The organism is Trichocoleus desertorum ATA4-8-CV12 (assembly GCA_019358975.1).
Lineage (GTDB): Bacteria > Cyanobacteriota > Cyanobacteriia > FACHB-46 > FACHB-46 > Trichocoleus > Trichocoleus desertorum_A.
Genome location: JAHHIL010000075.1, coordinates 1 through 17171 on the forward strand (window position 1 = coordinate 1; position 17171 = coordinate 17171).

Consider the following 17171-nt stretch of genomic DNA (forward strand, 5'->3'; position numbering starts at 1 on the left):
TCTGTTAGGAGTCTTGATGTTGCCCCTGATGCTCATCCAAGGACATCCCTTAGTGGTGCCCCGTTTAGTACCCCAGTTTCATCTCAACTCTTCCTAATCCTTGATGAAAAACCTACACGTGTGAGCCTCATACCCCAGGAGCGACGGCCAGCGATCGCTCTAGCTTAATCTGAGTCCTAGTGGAATATTTGAGCGGTTTTCCACTAGGACTTGAAACTAAAGCACGCCTGGAGTGGCAAAGCTATCACAAATGTTAAAGGCACATGATCATGTGCCTAATAGATGAAGGCTGCAATGTTACTAGCAGCCCTCATCTTGTTATGCCGCACCAATCATCGTTGCCACAATTTTCCCAGAACTCATCACGCCTGGGAGACCGGCTCCTGGATGTGTTCCCGCTCCCACACAATAGAGATTCGAGATGTCTTCGCTTTGGTTATGGGGACGAAACCAAGCCGATTGAAAGAGCGTGGGCTCTACGGAAAAGGCACTGCCCTTGTAACTATTCAACTCGTGGCGAAAATAAAGTGGGTTAATCACCCGCTCAGTGATGATGTGCTGTGATAAGTTGGGGAGATAGTGCTGCTCGAGGTACTGAATGATGGTATCTCGGTAAGGTTTGGTCATCTCCTGCCAATCAGTAGGTCCATCGAGGTTAGGAACGGGTGCGAGCGCGTACCAACAATCACAACCTGGTGGTGCCAGCGTCGGGTCGGTGGCCGTCGGACGATGCAGATAGAGCGAGAAGTCGGAAGCTAGATGCTTGCGCTCGAACAAGTCCACCATCCATTCGCGATAGCGTGGCCCCATCAGAATCTCGTGATGCGCCATCTGTTCATAGCGGCGATCGGTCCCGAAGTAGAGGACAAACAACGACATCGAATAGCGCAGGTTTTGCAGGTGGCGATCGCGGTACTTGCGCCGAAACTGAGGAGGCACCAACTCGAGATAGGTTGAGGCCATATCGGCATTCGTGACGATCGCCTTAGCGGACAGCAACTCCCCACTTCTAAGGGCAACACCTGTGGCACGCTGGGTTTTGCTATCGATCAAAATCTCGGCCACTTCGCAGTTGAGCTGTAGCTCGCCACCGAGTTCTTGAAACAGCCGCACCAAAGCTTGGACCAAAGCCCCCGTGCCGCCCATGGCAAACCAAACACCAAAGGCTTGCTCTAGCTTATGAATCATGGCGTAGATGGAGGTGCTTTGAAAGGGATTGCCTCCAATGAGTAGCGGGTGAAAGCTGAACACTTGGCGCAGTCGCTCATCTTGGATGTACTGATTCACAAACCCTGCTACGGATTTGAAGGACTGCAATTGCAGCATATCCGGGGCGACCTTGAGCATATCCGTGAAGTGGCTAAAGGGTTGGGTCATCAGAGGAAGCCCTTTCTCAAACACTTGCGTGGATGCTTGGTAGAAGCGCTGATAGCCTGCGACATCCGTGGGGTTAAACTGGCGAATTTGCTCCAGCAGGAACTCGCGATCGCCGTTGTAGTGGAAGACCGAGCCATCTTCAAAGCGGACATTGTAGAAGGGGTCAAGCGGCACCAAGGTGACGTAATCCTCGATTTTGCGATCGCTCAACTCGAAGAGCTCCTGAATCAAGTAAGGAGCCGTAATGATGGTAGGACCCGCATCAAAGGTGAATCCATCTTGCTCAAACACAGAGGCCCGTCCCCCAGGTTGATCTCGCTTTTCCACGATCGTCACCTGATGCCCCTGCGCCTGGAGCCGGATAGCTGCTGACAATCCGCCAAACCCACTGCCAATCACCACAATCTTCATGCCACTTGCCTCAAGCCCGCCAAACTCATTAAACCAGAAGGAGATTTAGGTCACTCCTGAGCCAGCACAGAATTTGAGGGAGAGTGGGAGTTCGGTTCCCACTTTGCACCGATCCTGAGGGCGATCGCTCTAGCAATTGCTAGTGATACAGGTGCAGTCCCTCCTAGAGTTATTTTGCGGCATTTCTGGGACTCATCCGGGTCTTCATCCACGGTTTTTTGGGTAGGTTGCGATCGGGTTTCTCGAGAATAGGTCTGAATTTTCACTTCGTCTCTCGTTACTGATGGCTCGTTCCTGGCTTGCTGATATTCGATGATCGTGAGTTGCCCCAAGGTAAGACTGCTAGCTCGTCCCATATAAGCGATGCTCTTTTCACAATCAACGATGCGATCAGAACCTGCTTTAGCTAAATTCATACCCGCGATTGACCTAGTAATGCCAATCTGCAATCGCCTGCTGAGTTTCTGCGTCTGCCTTTGGGGCCTCAAGCTGGATCAATGGGACTGCCAAAGTATTATCCTCTCACTCAATTTCTACAAACATTTCCTGTTCGCACTCTTCCTCGGGTGTCATCCCCACGACCGCTATCGTTGCTCCTTCCTTGAGAGGAGAAATGCGTCGCTTGACGGTACAAACTGCGGTGAAGGGGAACTGCATCGTGTCCTGTAAATAGTAGTACCACCCCATTGCCTGCTCTTCGGGTCCATAAGCATCCACCACAATTTCCATCGTGATCCGTTCTTCTCGCTCTGCATCTTGTTCTAGGTTTGCCATGATAGAACCTCTCTGCACTACTAAATGATGTAACCAGCTTAAAGTGAATCGTGACCGCTCTGGTTGGAGAAGAGGAGCAATCCGCAGCGGCTATATCGGTTTCCGGGTTGTCTGTTCTGCTTCTAGAGCTTTGTAACCCTCTCCGTTTTGCTCTCTTGTCCTTTTTAGGGCGCAGCGCTCGAAAATTTTCCCAGTGCTCGTTGGTCAAGTACTATGGTGTCGATGTGGGGCTGTCTAGGCGCATCTTTCGTGGCAACCAACCTCTGGTGATTTTGTCATTGATTCGGAACCTATCTTCTCTTCCGCTTCGGCAACGCCTCTTCCTGTAGCCAAGCCCCAGTGAACAGCTATCAGTCTATTTCCCTAACCGATCAGGCGATCGCCTGCACTTTTTTATTGATTTGGGGTAACTACTCAGGTATAAGTTTTTAAGGATGTTTCAGGGGAGATGCAACCAGAATAGGTAGAATTTAAGCAATGCGATTGAATTTGTGCAAGACCGAATGAGCCAACCCGAGCCTTCAAATCCCATGGGTCGAGAGGAAATTCGGGCGATTTACGCTCAAGGTGAGGATGCGGTCATCGCCTTGGTCGAGGGGTTGCTGGAGCGCATTAGTCAGTTGGAAACCCGCTTAGAGACGTTAGAGAATCAACAAAAGCAGGATAGTCGAAATAGTAGCAAGCCGCCATCCGGTGATGGGTTTGGTAAACGCACGAAAAGCCTTCGTAGGATGGGTGAGCGTTCCAGTGGTGGACAAGTTGGATATCCTGGCAGCACCTTGGAATGGAGCGCTCAGGTGGATGAGGTGATAGTACACCCAGTTTTGCAATGTGAGGCGTGTGGAGCCTCACTGAGCGAGGTTGAGGTTGAGAATTGGTTGCTGCGTCAGGTGCATGATTTGCCGCCATTGCGATGCGTGGTGAGAGAACATCAAGCCGAAGAGAAGCGGTGTCCTTGCTGTAGAAAACTGAATCAAGCAGTGTTTCCAGCCCATGTTAACAGCGTGGTGCAGTACGGTAGCGGCATCAAAAGCTTGATGGTGTACCTGAGGGTGGGACAGTTATTGCCCTCAATACGGGTGTGCGACTTATTGCGAGGTTGAAGGGATTTTTGATAGATCTGATTTCAGAAAAGCAAATTTCTCAAGAGCGGTTATTGAGGGAATCTTTGGAAAAGCGAGACTTTCGGAAGCAAATTTACAATATACAATATTATATTTTGATATTAATCTGCTGGAGCAGGACATAGCTTTAGATAGCATGGATTTCAGGCAAACGATTTACTACAATCGAACAGGAAATTTTGCAAAGCCAGAAGGAGTTGATTTCTCCGGCACAATTCAAGTTAGCTCAAAAAGTGACTTAGACGGTATTGATCTCAGTATGTACAATCCTGAGTATCTTGAATATTTCCTACAGTATCTCAAGTGACAAAGCCTCAATATTGACTATATAAACAATCCGCTTGCACACCGACCGTATTAAGGTTATTCATTGAAAATAGGAAGGTATTTCCGACAGATGAAGCGGGTCGTTCGATCGCTTCGTTTACAGGTGGTGGCAACCGTTTAGAGATCACTCATTGGTGATTGGGAAAGGTTCCCTAAGTATTGGGTTGTGTTAGCAAATATCAAATCAGTGCTAAGTTGTAGTCGATTTGAGAAAAGCGCTGTCACTGATGATTATTTGGTTAAATGGAGCCTTTGGCGTTGGCAAAACCCAGACTGCCTTCGAGCTAAACACCCGTATTCTTGGTAGCTTTGTGTTCGATCCTGAGCAAATTGGCTTTTCGGTTCACAAACTTCTGCCAGCAGTGATGCATAGAGACTTTCAAGACCATCTGGTATGGCGTGAGTTTACTTACAAAAGTTTGCGTTATGTTGTGGAGAACTTTTCAGGAGTCATTATTGTTCCAATGACGGTAGTCAATCCGCTCTATCACGATCAGACAGTCAGTGCCTTGTGTAGAGATGGTCTTCAGGTGCATCATTTTACTTTATTGGCTTCTCGCGAGACAATTCTGCGTCGGTTGCGTCGGCGGGGGGATGGCAATAACTCCTAAGGTGCACAGCAGCTTGATCGCTGCTTGAGATCTTTACCAGACGAAAAATTTGCAGTTCATCTCAGCACGGAGGGAAAAACAATTGAGGTTGTTGCAGAGGAAATTGCTCATCACGTCGGTCTCGCTCTCAAACCTCCAACTTGGCATCCAATTTTACGTCCTCTAAAACGGATAGTTGTGCAAATATGGCATATCCGCTTGTAGTTAGTTGCGCGTCGCGATCGCAGGCTAATCGGGTTGAGGAAGCGGACAGATGAGAAATCTTAGTGGTACTACCAAGGTTATCTGCCGCCGCTTATCTTAGTCATTGTGCTGCTTGAATCATCGGTCAAAGCCGTTCTTCAGAGCCACCTGTCTCTAAATCAAATCTCGGATTGAGTTTGGATTGCTCAAATGTCGGAATTAACTTCAGCGCTAGAGAGAATAGCTGCTTGGTATCAGGAGAATAAGCCGCAATTCTGTCCTGTTTTTCAACCAGGGCTCTCTCAACCTAACATCGATGAGCTAGTGAAAGATTTGGGGTTTTCAGTCCCTAACGAGATCTATGAGCTTTATGAATGGTGCAATGGTTGCTCATTAAAGGAACCAATTGCGTTTCATTCGTATTACTTGTTACCTCTTGAACAAGTAGTAAGGCTTCGCAAGGATAAATATGGTTTGAATTATGGAGAGTCTTGGATGCAAGATGATCCTAGTTGGTTCCCTGTCTTTAAGGTTTGGTCTACGCACGCTTTTCTTGTTATTATTCTAGGAGATAAAGAAAAAAGCCTAGTGCAGATATACGACCCAGAATGTGAAAACTACAATGTTCGCTATGAGAGTTTGACGAATCTGCTGTTGCATAGTGCTAAGTGGTTGGAAGCCGCAAAACATCATGAAAAGATAGGAGGATTCTGGGAAGTAGAGCGAAGCATCGATGCACAATTGATGGTTAAGTATTGCATTCGTGAACCGCTTGGGTAAGATGATCTAAAGTGGGCTGAAAGAGATGTATGAGCTGCTTGGCTGACAAAAGTCTTAGCGATTGAAACGAAAGGTAGGAGGGAAGAGGAGCTTAGTTTAAGCTGATCAGTTACCACACTCATTAGCAAGACCGATGGCTCCTACTTCCCGCCTCTATCATGCGTTGCATGATTATTTGAGTCAATGCCAAGACCTCTGGCGTGATGTTCGACATTTGCAAACGTTGTGCTGGATGATGGTCGGCATCATCCACAGTCAGAAGCTTCATCTCAATGGATTTGGGGTGTATGTTCTGAGCCGAGCCACCTTTGCTCAGTCCCATCAACGACGGTTTCGACGGTGGTTGTCCAATCGGCGCATTGACGTGGTAACCGTTCATCAGGCGCTGATGGCTCAAGCTTTGTCTCAATGGGGCGACGAGCGGATGTATTTGAGCCTGGACACAACTGTGGTCTGGAATTGTTTTTGCCTCGTTTGGGTTGGGGTGGTCTATCGAGGACGAACCATTCCCATCGCTTGGAGAGTGGTCGCTCAAGCGAGCAGTAGCGTGGGATGGTGGACCATTCAACGGGTGCTACGGCAAGCGGCAAAAGTGATGCCAGAGGGGGCAACGGTTGTGTTACTAGCAGACCGGGGTTTTGCCGATGGCAAGTTGATGAAGTATCTCTGCGAGACATTAAACTGGCATTTTCGTATCCGCATCAAACGCTCGTTTCAGTTTCAACTGGCGGGCAGTTGGCACAAAGTTTCATCGATTCAACTCCAACCCGGACAAGCGTACTTCACTCCAGCTGTCTCTCTTAGTAAAAGGAAGCCCGATGCCAATGTTTATCTCGCCTTTGCTCATGACCAACCCAGTGATGAGGATTGGGTGATTGTCAGTGATGAACCCGCCACGTTACAAACCTTTGCCCAATACCGATTCCGGTTCCAAGTGGAAGAATCCTTTTTAGACCTCAAATCCAATGGCTTCAGCCTCGAGGCGTCACGCTTACGGGACAAGTTTGCCCTGACTCAACTCTGTGGCGTGATTGCCCTGACGATGCTGTTTCTGGCGCTGCAAGGGACTCAGGTGGTGGCATCGGGCCAGCGTCGTTTAGTCGATGCTCACTGGAATCGGGGCATGAGTTATCTCAAGTTAGGCTGGAATTGGATTCGTCTAGCCCTCACTCAACAATGGAAACTCTCTCTTTTTCGGTTTCTATCGAGTGCGCCCGCCCCACAACCTGCGATCGCTTCCCAGCGACAACACAAGCAGTCTTTGAATCGTGAATTCATTGTTCTAAAACACTTTCCAGCTTTTTAGTTTTGTCAGTCAAGCAGCTTCAACGTCATCTGGGCTTGAAAGCTACGACGAGCGGCTCCACTCATTTTAGAGGCAGCCAAACGGAGATCCTCAATTTGAGAGGCATTTAGCAACTGCCCACTCGGATTCGAGCGTTCTAAATGCTTGTTCCTTGATTACTAAAAGAAGCAAGCATATTTTAGAGGCTTGGGTAAACTCTTTGCTAGAAATCTCCTTAGAGGAGCGAGATAGTCGCGTCTGGCAACCTGCGCTCGCTGGTGGTAAAGCACAGTCTGGTTGCCTGACTTGAAAGGGTCCTTGCTCATCCATCAAAGTGTGGGGATGGAGCGCTTAGGCATTCTGGAGTTGTTGCGTCCAGGCCGTGAACTGCGCAACTCGGATGCAGACCTGAGTCAATTGAAAGAGCGGCTGATGGCTAACGAGTGGCAGACTAAAGCGCTATTTGGCATCAAAATTAATCCCAATGCTTCCCCCATCACCGTCGCCCGTCAGATGTTGAAGAAGTTGGAGTTACGCCTGGAGATGGCCGGTCAACCCGGACCAAGAGGCAAACAGACGCGAGTTTATCAAGTCGTGGGTCATGAGGATGGTCGAGAGGCAGTTTTTGGAGCTTGGCTAGCCCGAGATGCCGTCAGATTCGCCAAAATATATCCTTCTGATACGGTAAACAGTGACCGTAACAATAGAGGAGATTCGTTACCGTTTACTGTTTTAGATTCTCTGGCTGGCTAGTTTACACCAGATTGCCTAAGCGATGTACAGGGGATGGTGGCGGCAGCACAGGGCGATCCCGCTATCCTGGCGGAGGTCTTAAAGCTCGTACCTGAGCTGGTTCTGAAACATTTAAAGTTAGTGGCGTAAACTTCTACGATGCGTTCGGCTTCTCCCAAAAATGAGAGGGCTGGACTTTCAAGACTGGCCGTTCTGGGAAGTTGTCATCACTCACGATTTCTCCCCTTTGGTGGTGCTAGAACGACAGGCAATTCCCTCGCCCCAATTTGGCCTAATTCAGACTGCGATCCGAGGCTTCCCTATCCATGCAGTCGTGGCGCTCAGCGATCGCGTCTAGCTCTTCAGCTTCCTTTTGTGGGAAGTGAATTCTGAATTCTCTCTGCTTTCAATCAGCCATAAGGGTGCCTGGAAAAGGTTGGAAGCGTTTGGAGCTTGTTTGGAAAAGGGTTGGAAGCGTTTGGAAATTGATCCAAACGTCCGTTGGCAACAAAGTTGTCAGGAAGGCGTTAGGTATGGCACAAAAAACAAAGTGTCGCGGTCACGTTTTGGGTAGCTAGTGCCGAACCCGGTGCGGCAGCGGCACAGTGGTGGCAGATTGTGTTAGGGAGTGTCAAAAGGTGCTTTACATCCTTGATGAGTGCGATCGGACCTCTCAGAGAGTGACAAGTTGTGTCAGTGAGTGCTGCCTCGTGTCAATAGGTGCCCTGGTATGAGAACGTATGACTGCTCACCTCCTGCTATCGATGATATGCTTGCAATTTTTCGATTTCCTAACCTAGAGCTTTGATGCACTGACTGTAGGCGATCGCCGCTTCCTTTCATTTCCCTCGACTCAGGAGGGAAATTTGTCCTATTTGCTCCTAGCGGATAATGCTCCTGCTTTTCCACTAGGACAAAGAGTTGAGGATGTAGTGGGGTGGGGCAGGAGAAAGTCGGACTGGGGCTGAAATTTAGAGTGGCGATCGCTAGAGCAGAACCTCTCCAAGAAGGCTATTTGTAGGCAAACAGTATCTCTTCCCCAGACGGCACAGGCGCGGGCATATCAATCCCAAATCAGCCGATGAGATTCTCAGGGAGACGTGCGATCGCCTCGGGCTGGTAGGAGTCAGCACTCATAGCTTCAGACGAACTGCCTTGACCCAGATGAGTAGTGCCGGGATACCGCTGCGGGTAATTCAACAGATATCAGAGCATCGCAGTTTGCAGGCACTTCAGCGGTATTTGGAGGTTACAGAGATACAGATGGAGGGGGCGATCGCGGTGCTCAGCTTCTGAGTTTCTGGGGGCGATCACGACACTACATTTACTTCCCCCGAGGGAAGGCGACTGCTGTCCATTCAAGGATAGTAGACTATAATATCTGCTATGTGTGCTACCGCTATGGATCTTTCCCAAAACTCAGTCAGAAACCGGCCTGTTGGGCTGAAGCAGCCTGAAGTGGGCAGGTTAATCCATGAGCTGCGGCAACTGACCAATTTAACTCAGGTGCAGCTTGCAGAGATACTCGGTGTGGCTTATGCAACCATCAATCGGTGGGAGAACGGCCACATTCAACCTTCACCGCTGGCACTAAAGCAGCTTCGCGGGCTAATTGATCAACTGAGCCACTTTTCCTCAGAAACGCTGCGATCAGGTAGCCAACATCTCCTAAAGCAGTCTTTCCCGTAGGAAGGATAGAGAGCGTGATCGATGGAGGGGAGAAGCCTGATGCTGGATTTTCAACGATTATTTGAATCAATACCAGAGTTATACCTCGTGTTGACCCTCGATTTTGTGGTTGTCGGGGGGAGTGATGCCCGCTTTCAGGCAACTAAAGTCAAACGAGAAGAGGTCATTGGCCGTCATTTGTTTGATATCTTTCTAGAAAATCCCCACGACCCGTATGCCAATGCGGCTCAGAATTTACGGGCGTCCCTCGAGAGCGTGCTGAAGAATTGCCAGCCTCATACGATGGAGCGGCTGCAGTATGGCATTTATCGCCCTGAATTTGAAGGAGGTGGGTTTGAGGAACGCTACTGGAAGGTGGTAAACTCGCCTATCTTTGATGAAGTCGGAGAATTGACGCACATTCTGAACCGAGCTGAGGATGTGACTGAGTTTGTGCAGATGCAGCAGCAGCGAGGGCATTTCCAGCAGGAGGTAGCCGCTGCCAAGCGGCAAGTTGAAGCGGTTTTGGCGAGCATCCAGGATGGGTTTTATGCCTGCGATCGCGATTGGCGGTTTACCTACGTTAACAATCGTCTGTGTGAAATGGTAGGGATGGCGCGAGAAGCGCTGTTGGGGCAAAGGATTTGGGATTTGTTTGCTGATCTGCATGACACCGATCTATATTGGCAATTTCATCAAGCGATGAGTGAGCAAATGTCCAGCCAATCTGAGTATTTTTACCCCCCCTGGGATCGCTGGTACGAGCATCGAGTTCATCCGACCCCCGAGGGACTGACAGGGCTGGCAACTGACATTACCGTTCGCAAGCGTGTCGAAGAACGGTTGCGCGAATCGGAAGAAAAATTTCGCACGTTCGCAAATACTATTCCGGTGTTGATGTGGCAGCAGGATACAGAAGGCAAGAACGTCTGGGTTAACCAGTATTTCATTGACTTTGCGGGCAAGACTGCCGAGGAAGTCAGCGGCAAAGGTTGGGAGAAACTACTTCATCCCAATGATGCCGAAAAGTTCGTCGCGAACTTTATGGAGGCAGTTCGGTTACGACAACCTTGGCACGGGCGTGTCCGCGCTCGGCGGCACGACGGCAGATGGCGTTGGCTAGAATCGTTCATACAGCCATTGTTTGGCTCGGACGGTATGTATCTCGGTCATGTCGGAGTTACACCGGATGTAACAGCCACTGTCGAAGCCGAAGAAGCACTGCGCGAGAATATGGACGAGTTGACTCGATTTAACCGTGTCGTTGTCGGGCGCGAGTTACGGATGATCGAACTGAAAAAGGAAGTCAACGAATTGTTGGTGCGGCAGGGCAGCGAACGGCGGTATCCGTTGGAATTTGAATTACCGGAAGAAGGAAATTCAAAATAATGTCGAACACAAAGAGAGAGTATAGTGACAATGACGCTCGGGATGCGGTATTGGATTTTCTCATCGGGGGTGGTGAGATGGCCAAGCTGATTCGTGAAAAGGACTGGTCGAAAACGCCGCTTGGCCCGATTGAAGGCTGGTCGCAAGCTTTGCGAACGACGGTTAGCCTCGCGCTCAATTCCAACTTTCCGATTAACATCATCTGGGGTCCAGGGCGCGTCCAAATCTACAATGATGGCTACTGGCCCCTTTGCGGCGACAAACACCCTCATTCGATGGGACAGGATTACAGAGAGTGCTGGTTTTCGGCGTGGGATGCGCTCAGGATTCCGTTTGAAAATGCCAGCTGCGGGCAGACCGATTTTCTCGTCAACCAGCGGATGTTTCTCGACCGCAAAGGCTATCTCGAAGAAACGTTTTTCACATTTTCGCTGTCACCGATTCGTGATGAAACAGGGAATGTGGGGGGGCTATTCCATCCGGTCACAGAGTTAACGCAGCAGATGCTTGCCGAGCGTCGGCTCAAAGCCGTGCGGGATTTGGCTGACGATACAACTGAAGCGAAAACGGTCGCTCAAGCTGGACGGTTGATTGCCGAATCGCTCGCCGATGATTCACTTGACGTGCCGTTCGTGCTGCTTTACCTACTCGACGCGGAAGGGAAAACGACTCATTTGGCTGGAAGCACAGGACTTGCACCGGATTCCGCCGCTATCCTGCCCCTAATTGCGCTCGACGATCCAGTGCAGATGTGGGAGTTAGCGCAGGCGGCACGAGAACGGCAAATCGTCGAACTGAACGAGCTTGAGCAACAATTCGGGCAGACGCTTGCTTGCTCGCCGTACCCCGAATCCGTGCGCGAAGCGTTTGTTCTACCGATTAACGTCTCTGGGCTGCAACATCCAATCGGTCTACTGGTAACGGGGGTAAGTCCGTGACGCGAACTTGACGTGCCGTATCGAACCTTTTACCAGATGCTCCGGGATGGCGTAACGAATGCGCTGACCAACGCGCGCGTTTACGAAGAGGAGCGTAAACGCGCTGAGGCTCTCGCCGAGATTGACCACGTTAAGACAGTCTTCTTCCAGAATGTGAGCCACGAGTTTTGCACGCCGTTAACGCTAATGCTCAGTCCAGTTGAAGAAATGCTGGCAAGCGACGACGCGGAACTGTCGCCGAGGGCAAAAGGACAGCTCGAAATCGTCAATCGTAACGGGCGGCGCTTGCTGCGGCTCGTCAATACGCTGCTTGACTTTTCCCGCATTGAGGCGGGACGGGTTCGCGCCACTTACCAGCCGACTGACCTTGCTGCTTACACGGCAGACCTTGCTAGCGTTTTTCGCGCCCGATCGAACGCGCCGAGATGCGCCTCCTGGTTACGTGCGAACCGCTGCCTCAACCGATTTATGTTGATTCGTGCGATGTGGGAACAAATCGTGCTTAATCTCGTTTCCAACGCCTTCAAATTTACGCTTGCAGGTGAAATCGAAGTCGGGCTGCGAGCGGAGGACAATTTTGCAGTTTTGACTGTCCACGACACTGGCATCGGCATTGCTCCCAAAGAAATGCCTCGCATTTTTGAGCGTTTTCATCGGGTCGAAAATGCCCTCGGACGAACCCACGAAGGCAGCGGCATCGGACTAGTGCTGGTCCAGGAACTTGTTAGACTACACAGCGGCGAAATTGCGGCGGCAAGCGAACTCGGACGCGGCACGACGTTCGCGATTAAACTGCCGTTTGGGTTTATGCATCTTCCGGCAGACCAACTCAGGGATGTCAGCGGCGATAAAGACGTTTCGCTGCCCGCCGGAAGCAATCCTTTCGTCGAAGAGGCGCTGCGATGGCTACCAGAAGGGGATGACCACTCGCTGCTGGCCACTGGTCAGAATTCAGAAAATGAACCACTCACCACCGACTACCGACCGACTACCATTGACAGGGCACGCATTCTCATTGCCGACGACAACGCCGATATGCGGCATTATGTTGCTGGATTACTATCGACGCAATACACTGTTCAAGCGGTAGCGGACGGTCAAGTGATGGAAGATGCCATCCTGGCTAAAGAAGCCTTGCGCCAATCAGAAGAAAAATATCGCACCCTGTTCACCTCGATTGATGAGGGCTATGCCGTTGTCGAAGTCATGGCAGATGATAACGGCAAGTGGAACGACTTCCTCTTTCTAGAAGTGAATCCCGCATTTGAGCGACAAACGGGAATGTTTAATTCAGTTGGACGCACAGCCACCCAGATCTTGGGAACACCAAACCCGGCATGGGCGCAAATCTATGGTCGAGTCGCCCAAACAGGCGAACCCATTCGTTTTGAGGAGAGGGAGGAAACACTCGATCACATCTTCGATCTCTATGCCTTCCGGTTAGGCGAAGCTGGAAGCCGTCGCGCAGCAGTCCTCTTTATGGACATCACGGACCGCAAACACCGCGAGGCTCATCTCGCTTTTCTAGCCGAAATCCAAAACGATTGTGCCCGTCTCTCCACGGCTGACGAAATAATGCAGACCGTCGGTGCAAAAATCGGTTCGTATTTGAATCTTTCCATCTGTGCGTTTGTTGATATAGACGAAGCCCAAGATCGGGCAATCGTGCATCACAACTGGCATCGAGAAGATGCATCGAATCTGCTTGGCACGTATCGCATCTCTGAATTTGTGAGCGCAGCATTTTACACTGTGGTACGGGTTGGAGACATGGTTATCGTCAACGATACGAACACGGATGCGTATACCCATGCCCAGAACTGCGCCGCACTCAACATTCAGGCATTTATCCACGTACCGTTGCTGCGCGATGGGCAATGGAAGTTTCTCTTCAACGGGTATGATTCGCGTCCGCGTCAGTGGCGGGAGGATGAGATTGAATTGTTCCGCGAGTTAGCAAACCAGATCTTTCCCCGCCTGGAACGCGCCCGTGCGGAGGAAGCTGTTGCCGCCGCACTCCAAGACACGCAACTGCTGCGAGAACTGGGAGTGCGGCTAGTCACGGAAGACAATATTCAAACGCTGTATCAAGAAATTATTTCTGCCGCGATCGCCCTCACCCATGCTGATGCCGGAACGGCGCAAATTCTTGACAATACCACTCAGGAGTTAGTGCTGCTTGCCACTCAAGGCTTTAATCGCACTATGACTGAGCATTTTCACCGCGTCGATGCTAGTTCTAACACCCCCTGCGGCATTACCCTGAAAAACGGCATTCGCAGCTTTGTTGATTTCGACGTACCGGAGAGCGAAGATCCTGACGGCTCAATGCGAATGCACGTTGAGATAGGCTACCTCTCTGCCCAGTCTACGCCGTTAATTACCCGCTCTGGCAGAGCGATCGGCATGTTTTCCACCCATTGGCGTACCCATTATCGACCCAGCGATCGCGAGTTGCGATTTCTCGATTTGCTGGCTCGCCAAGCCGCCGATTTGATTGAACAACGGCAGACGGAAGCCGAGCGCGATCGATTGCTCCAACAGGCATAAGCCGCATGGAAAGAAGCCGAACAGACGAATCGCATTAAAGATGAGTTTTTGGCGGTATTGTCTCACGAATTACGCACGCCTCTCAACCCAATTCTCGGTTGGTCAAAACTGTTGCAGAACGGCAAGCTGGACGCAGCCAAAACTGCTCAAGCCTTAAACACAATCGAGCGTAATGCCAAACTGCAAGCAAAACTGATTGAAGACTTGCTGGATGTCTCTCGCATTTTGCGAGGTAAATTCAGTCTAAACGTCAGTCCAATTCACTTAGCTTCTACGATTCGAGGTGCGATCGAAACCGTGCGGCTCGCCGCAGAAGCTAAATCCATTGCGATAGAAGCCCACTTAGATTCTGAAGTTGGGCAAGTTGCTGGCGACTCAATCCGTTTACAGCAGGTCGTGTGGAACTTGCTCTCCAATGCCGTGAAGTTCACGCCCGCAGACGGATATGTTGAGGTGCGATTAGAACAGGTTGACCATCAGGCGCAAATTACTGTCAGCGACAATGGCAAAGGCATCCCGGAGAGTTTCCTACCGTATGTGTTTGACTATTTCCGGCAAGAGGATGGCGCAACCACTCGTCAATTTGGCGGTTTGGGTTTGGGTTTGGCGATCGTTCGTCATTTAGTCGAATTGCACGGTGGTACGGTGGCAGTCACTAGTGCAAGCGAAGGATTGGGAGCAACATTTACGGTCAAACTGCCGCTGCTGAAGAGACACGGAGATGGAAAGATGGAGGAATGGGAAGAGCATCACTCACTCATCAACTCATCCACCTTTCCACTCATGGGCTTACAAATTCTGGTAATTGATGATGAAACCGATTCACGCGAATTTGTGGCATTTGCTCTAGAACAAGCAGGTGCAAGTGTGACGGCTGTTCCGTCGGCATTGACAGCATTAGAAAGTTTGACTCAATTAGAATTTGATGCCGTAGTCAGTGACATTGGGATGCCAGAAATGGATGGATACGCACTGATACGTCAGATTCGGCAACAAGGCAATTCAATTCACGCTATCGCGCTGACTGCTTATGCTGGAGAAGAAGACCAACAGCAAGCCTTACACAGCGGGTTTCAACAGCATTTAGCCAAACCTGTGGAACCAGACGAATTAGTGCGATCGGTCGCCCAGTTGTCCAGTTGTGTGGAAATTGTCAGAATTGAGTATTCGAATCTCGTTCCTTTTTCATCAATTAGAGATGTCGGGAAATAATTATCGGTAGACACTGCTAGTTATCGAGTCGCCTCTTCTAAGCAGCTACTAAGTAGTCGTCCCTGAAAAACTCCCACGATTTTGAGGTGCCTGAACACTAATTGCCGTGAAAGAAGGGCTTCAGCAGGCAATTTGGGCAGACCTAATTTTGGGTACTACCAGAAAATAGGCGGTTTGAGTCGCCCTAGGCATTGAGCCGAGATACGTGTAAAAATTTATCATATGGACATTAAAACCTTGATACGTCTTACTTTCAGTTTTTTGCACAGAACATAGCTAATCCTGTTGAATAGTTGCGTCACGCGGCAATCATTCTGATTGGGCACCTTGCTGCAACAAATGTTTTGAAACCCAATCTAGCTGCGGCTTTCCAGCTCATCTTGCACTTTTTTGCCCGTATGTCGGCTAAACCCCATCAAGTATTTCAAACATCCATTCATTACCTATGCTGCTTGAATAAATGTAGCCTCAATCATTGCTGGGTTAATTAAGACAGATGTATATGCGACACCAGCCTCAAAATTATCAACAAAGTATGTAATGGCCTTTACACACTTCATGTTACAGTCTCATTCATGATTTAATGTGGAGGCATTGCAACCCTGCTACTCTCTAGATATTTCTCTAGGCAGTGACAATAGCGTCGTCTCTCCTTGGAGGTTTAGGTGCTATGACTCTTGCCCCTCTACAGCCAATGAATGAAGCCGCACGATTAGCCCGCACTGCGACGCTACAACATTCTTGATACGCCACCTGAGACTGCCTTTGATCGCATCACGGCGCTCGCAGCCCGTCTATTTCAGGTACCGATCGCGTTAGTCTTTCTAGTCGATGAATCGGGTGCTTGGTTCAAATCCTGCTATGGCTTCGATACGCGAGAGATCAGCCGCGATGCAAAGCGTTTAAACCTAGCGCCAAGCATCCGCTCACCACCTGACTTCCCGGGTATAGGATCTCAGCACGATCTCCCTCAAGATGCTGTGCTTGCCCAAGCTCTTGAGTGCGAATTTGCTGAATCAACCCAGCACCATCATGCTAAAGTAACTTCACATTGCTCGATGAGGATGTTTGGCGCTACTTGAGTCAATCCGGTTAAGGCTTCCTCTGCTTGAGCGACCCAAGCCACCTTAGCTCCCACTCCTGCTAGGAGGGTGATGAGCAACTCAGCGATATCTACCTCATCCTCAACCAACAGCACCCGGATTCCAACGAGAACCGCTTCTGGGTTCGAGGCGATCGCGTTTCTTGTAGGTGGATGAATTGGGCTAGAGGTATCATGAAAGTCCATGAGTGAACTTGAATCCTACCCTTTCTCCCCTACTACAGCGCATCGGAAGTTTTCAAGCTTGTGTCTGGGGTTGGAATTGAATCCTCTCATCCTCTCAAGTCGGAATTCCCCCTAAGAGAGAAGTGATCAGTGAAGTGGGAATCATATCGTGGATATCAGCCATGGTTGTGGGTACTTGAATCTTGCCAGAAGCAGTACCACCCAGCGATCGCTCAACGACTTTTGCGGCTCAATTGGTAGCGAACTAGAACTTTCCTTGGAACAGCAGTTGGCGTTATCGGTATTTGCTAGTCTGCTCCTCAAACTGAACTCAGTCTGGCTCAAAAGTGGCATCCAGGTTGGAGGCTGATCAGCCGAAACAAAACAGTACATTAGTTGATATTACTTACTTTTTGAGTAATCATTCAGGGGGTATGAGATAGGGAGTTGAGGGAATTGGAGTCAACTGTTAGGCTGACGGGATGGAAAAGAACTTGCTCGATTTAATCGATGGGACCAGCCAGGAGGACTGGGAGAAGACTC

14 protein-coding genes and 5 pseudogenes are annotated in these 17171 nt (G+C 49.9%); 15 read left to right on the plus strand and 4 right to left on the minus strand.

All coding sequences use genetic code 11. The features are described 5' to 3' along the window. Nucleotides 1-318: 318 nt before the first annotated feature. The 3 genes and pseudogenes from KME12_26375 to KME12_26385 form a co-directional block, all read right to left on the minus strand. Complete coding sequence (locus KME12_26375) at nucleotides 319-1788, minus strand: phytoene desaturase (protein MBW4491295.1); 1470 nt, start codon at nucleotides 1786-1788, stop codon at nucleotides 319-321. A gap of 50 nt (nucleotides 1789-1838) precedes the next feature. Then, nucleotides 1839-2204, minus strand: coding sequence for a hypothetical protein (locus tag KME12_26380; GenBank protein MBW4491296.1), 366 nt, complete (start codon nucleotides 2202-2204; stop codon nucleotides 1839-1841). 13 nt (nucleotides 2205-2217) lie between these two features. Then, nucleotides 2218-2517, minus strand: a pseudogene (locus KME12_26385) (calcium-binding protein). Between the two features lie 548 nt (nucleotides 2518-3065). Between KME12_26385 and KME12_26390 the strand changes: the two are divergent. The 14 genes and pseudogenes from KME12_26390 (at nucleotide 3066) to KME12_26455 (ending at nucleotide 15361) form a co-directional block, all read left to right on the plus strand. Continuing rightward, nucleotides 3066-3665: an IS66 family transposase zinc-finger binding domain-containing protein gene (locus KME12_26390; GenBank protein MBW4491297.1), complete on the plus strand. Its 600-nt coding sequence runs from the start codon at nucleotides 3066-3068 to the stop codon at nucleotides 3663-3665. 575 nt (nucleotides 3666-4240) lie between these two features. Further along, nucleotides 4241-4624 (plus strand): hypothetical protein, encoded by a 384-nt coding sequence (locus KME12_26395; GenBank protein ID MBW4491298.1) that lies wholly within the window; start codon nucleotides 4241-4243, stop codon nucleotides 4622-4624. A 393-nt stretch (nucleotides 4625-5017) separates the two neighbouring features. Beyond that, nucleotides 5018-5587, plus strand: coding sequence for an SMI1/KNR4 family protein (locus tag KME12_26400; protein ID MBW4491299.1), 570 nt, complete (start codon nucleotides 5018-5020; stop codon nucleotides 5585-5587). 133 nt (nucleotides 5588-5720) lie between these two features. Continuing rightward, the gene (locus KME12_26405) at nucleotides 5721-6893 is read left to right on the plus strand and encodes a transposase (protein ID MBW4491300.1); all 1173 of its coding nucleotides are present in this window, start codon (nucleotides 5721-5723) and stop codon (nucleotides 6891-6893) included. A 285-nt stretch (nucleotides 6894-7178) separates the two neighbouring features. Next, entirely contained in the window at nucleotides 7179-7625 is a 447-nt protein-coding gene (locus KME12_26410) for a hypothetical protein (GenBank protein ID MBW4491301.1), read from the plus strand. A gap of 160 nt (nucleotides 7626-7785) precedes the next feature. Beyond that, nucleotides 7786-7962 carry a hypothetical protein gene (locus KME12_26415; GenBank protein MBW4491302.1) on the plus strand — a complete coding sequence of 59 codons (177 nt, stop codon included), beginning with the start codon at nucleotides 7786-7788 and terminating at the stop codon, nucleotides 7960-7962. A gap of 704 nt (nucleotides 7963-8666) precedes the next feature. Then, complete coding sequence (locus KME12_26420) at nucleotides 8667-8900, plus strand: tyrosine-type recombinase/integrase (protein ID MBW4491303.1); 234 nt, start codon at nucleotides 8667-8669, stop codon at nucleotides 8898-8900. 105 nt (nucleotides 8901-9005) lie between these two features. Further along, nucleotides 9006-9293, plus strand: a complete 288-nt coding sequence (locus tag KME12_26425; GenBank protein ID MBW4491304.1) for a helix-turn-helix domain-containing protein — start codon at nucleotides 9006-9008, stop codon at nucleotides 9291-9293. A gap of 39 nt (nucleotides 9294-9332) precedes the next feature. Beyond that, complete coding sequence (locus tag KME12_26430) at nucleotides 9333-10661, plus strand: PAS domain S-box protein (protein MBW4491305.1); 1329 nt, start codon at nucleotides 9333-9335, stop codon at nucleotides 10659-10661. After that, nucleotides 10661-11599, plus strand: a complete 939-nt coding sequence (locus tag KME12_26435; GenBank protein MBW4491306.1) for a hypothetical protein — start codon at nucleotides 10661-10663, stop codon at nucleotides 11597-11599. Before KME12_26430 ends, KME12_26435 begins: the two co-directional genes overlap by 1 nt. A 36-nt stretch (nucleotides 11600-11635) precedes the next feature. Continuing rightward, a pseudogene (locus KME12_26440) lies at nucleotides 11636-11935 on the plus strand (hypothetical protein). 132 nt (nucleotides 11936-12067) lie between these two features. Continuing rightward, nucleotides 12068-12400: pseudogene (locus KME12_26445) on the plus strand (two-component sensor histidine kinase). Between the two features lie 405 nt (nucleotides 12401-12805). After that, nucleotides 12806-13567 (plus strand): annotated as a pseudogene (locus KME12_26450) (GAF domain-containing protein). Nucleotides 13568-13804: 237 nt separating this feature from the next. Further along, nucleotides 13805-15361, plus strand: a pseudogene (locus KME12_26455) (response regulator). Between the two features lie 1030 nt (nucleotides 15362-16391). On the opposite strand, the gene KME12_26460 reads toward KME12_26455, so the two are convergent. Next, on the minus strand, nucleotides 16392-16649 hold the full coding sequence (locus KME12_26460) for a hypothetical protein (GenBank protein MBW4491307.1): 258 nt from the start codon (nucleotides 16647-16649) through the stop codon (nucleotides 16392-16394). A 148-nt stretch (nucleotides 16650-16797) separates the two neighbouring features. On the opposite strand from KME12_26460, the gene KME12_26465 reads away from it, so the two are divergent. Then, the gene (locus KME12_26465; GenBank protein MBW4491308.1) at nucleotides 16798-16998 is read left to right on the plus strand and encodes a hypothetical protein; all 201 of its coding nucleotides are present in this window, start codon (nucleotides 16798-16800) and stop codon (nucleotides 16996-16998) included. Nucleotides 16999-17171 lie beyond the last annotated feature (173 nt).

Bases quoted from the DNA above. Each gene is read 5' to 3' on its own strand.
- KME12_26375 (MBW4491295.1), bottom strand. From the start codon at position 1,788: ATGAAGATTGTGGTGATTGGCAGTGGGTTTGGCGGATTGTCAGCAGCT.
- KME12_26380 (MBW4491296.1), bottom strand. From the start codon at position 2,204: ATGAATTTAGCTAAAGCAGGTTCTGATCGCATCGTTGATTGTGAAAAG.
- KME12_26390 (MBW4491297.1), top strand. From the start codon at position 3,066: ATGAGCCAACCCGAGCCTTCAAATCCCATGGGTCGAGAGGAAATTCGG.
- KME12_26395 (MBW4491298.1), top strand. From the start codon at position 4,241: ATGATTATTTGGTTAAATGGAGCCTTTGGCGTTGGCAAAACCCAGACT.
- KME12_26400 (MBW4491299.1), top strand. From the start codon at position 5,018: ATGTCGGAATTAACTTCAGCGCTAGAGAGAATAGCTGCTTGGTATCAG.
- KME12_26405 (MBW4491300.1), top strand. From the start codon at position 5,721: ATGGCTCCTACTTCCCGCCTCTATCATGCGTTGCATGATTATTTGAGT.
- KME12_26415 (MBW4491302.1), top strand. From the start codon at position 7,786: ATGAGAGGGCTGGACTTTCAAGACTGGCCGTTCTGGGAAGTTGTCATC.
- KME12_26425 (MBW4491304.1), top strand. From the start codon at position 9,006: ATGGATCTTTCCCAAAACTCAGTCAGAAACCGGCCTGTTGGGCTGAAG.
- KME12_26430 (MBW4491305.1), top strand. From the start codon at position 9,333: ATGCTGGATTTTCAACGATTATTTGAATCAATACCAGAGTTATACCTC.
- KME12_26435 (MBW4491306.1), top strand. From the start codon at position 10,661: ATGTCGAACACAAAGAGAGAGTATAGTGACAATGACGCTCGGGATGCG.
- KME12_26460 (MBW4491307.1), bottom strand. From the start codon at position 16,649: ATGGACTTTCATGATACCTCTAGCCCAATTCATCCACCTACAAGAAAC.